Raw genomic sequence first — 1,385 nt, 5'->3', positions numbered from 1 at the left:
GGGTGCCGTGCAGGTGCGCACCGATTTTGGCGCTCCCGGCTATGGCGGGGCAGCACCCCCTCCGGGTCCGGCGCATCGCTACATTTTCAGCGTCTATGCGCTGGATGTGCCCAAACTGGATATTGCCCCGGATGCCAGCCCGGCACTGGTGGGCTTTATGGTGCACCACCACAAACTGGCCTCTGCCAGCCTGACAGCTCTTTACAGTGGCCAGAAACCCTGATGCCTGCGAGCGATAAGAGTTAGCGTTCTGTTACGGCATAAAAAACCGGCTATGCCTGCTTTTTGCAGAGGCACAGCCGGTTTTTTTGTTTGATAAGAATGTATGGCCAGCAGCCAAATAAAACGCCGGAGTCTTAACGGCGGTCAGGCCGTTAAAGCGCTCATGAGGGGCGGCAGATACTGGTCCAGTTTGACTCGTAGCGGCATGAGGTAGGCACAGCCCTGATCCTGCGAGAGCTGGCGCAGCACGGACTGGGCAAACTGGATATTGGCGTCCAGCGTGGGCTCAAAATCCTTGGGGAAGACCACATGGTTGGTCGTCTCCCAGTAGGAGCGGGAGCGCGGGCCGATCACGGGGGAGAGACCCCAGAAAACCTGTTCATCCTGCAACCATTCGCGGCACAGGTCGAACAGCTTCAGGTCAAACACCGGCTGTGTGAAAAACCCTTCTGCGCCTGCATCCTTCTTACGGGCAATATCTTCCAGCTCCCGCCAGGGTGCACGGCGATACGGGTCGAAGGCTGCGTAAATACGCAGGTGCGGCGCTTCCTTCCGGTAGCGGCGGATAATGCTTTCCGTGCTGTTGGGATAGGTGCGGTGGGCAAGGTCAGCCGGAGGGTCGCCATGTACCACCAGCACTTCCTTCAGCCCCGGCACGTCGCTGCCGGGCAGGGGGGCACCGGGGGCGATATCAATGGCGCGCACGTGCGGAACAACCGTGCCAAACTGCGGCATGGTCAGAGCCGCAGCGTCCCAGCTCCGCAGCGGGAAGCGCATCAGATCCGGGATGTTCAGCGTATCCGCGGCCGGGAACAGGGTTTTCACACTGGCGACGTCCTGCGCCAGTGCGTCCTCGCTGCGCGGGATCAGCTCGACGGAAAGACGGGAAAGGCTCATTCGGATTTCCCCGTTACAAGCAGGCGGGCGGCTGTCAGAGTATTTTTCAGCAGGCAGGCAATGGTCATGGGGCCAACACCGCCGGGAACGGGCGTGATGCGGCCTGCTACTTTCACAGCTTCATCAAACACCACATCACCCACCAGACGGGTTTTGCCAGTCTCGGTGGTGACGCGGGTAATGCCAACGTCAATCACGGTGGCGCCGGGTTTAATCCAGTCACCATGCACCAGTTCCCGGCAGCCGGTGGCGACCACCAGAATATC

At 60.4% G+C, this 1,385-nt stretch carries 2 protein-coding genes and 1 pseudogene; 1 reads left to right on the top strand and 2 read right to left on the bottom strand.

Features of this window, described 5'->3' with window-relative positions; translation table 11 throughout:
* A partial coding sequence (locus HK23_RS13990; RefSeq protein WP_143217587.1) for a YbhB/YbcL family Raf kinase inhibitor-like protein occupies positions 1 to 223 on the top strand: 223 nt, incomplete at its 5' end.
* Positions 224 to 366: 143 nt separating this feature from the next.
* On the opposite strand, the gene HK23_RS13985 is transcribed toward HK23_RS13990, so the two are convergent.
* Positions 367 to 1,119 carry a methylenetetrahydrofolate reductase gene (locus tag HK23_RS13985; protein WP_086654394.1) on the bottom strand — a complete coding sequence of 251 codons (753 nt, stop codon included), beginning with the start codon at positions 1,117 to 1,119 and terminating at the stop codon, positions 367 to 369.
* Positions 1,116 to 1,385, bottom strand: a pseudogene (locus HK23_RS13980) (bifunctional methylenetetrahydrofolate dehydrogenase/methenyltetrahydrofolate cyclohydrolase); the annotation flags it as partial. The pseudogene HK23_RS13980 and the gene HK23_RS13985, both read right to left, overlap by 4 nt.

Source organism: Acetobacter malorum (assembly GCF_002153605.1).
GTDB lineage: Bacteria > Pseudomonadota > Alphaproteobacteria > Acetobacterales > Acetobacteraceae > Acetobacter > Acetobacter malorum_A.
Note: the sequence above shows the minus strand (reverse complement) of the source record. Positions and strands in the feature narration are given on the sequence as shown.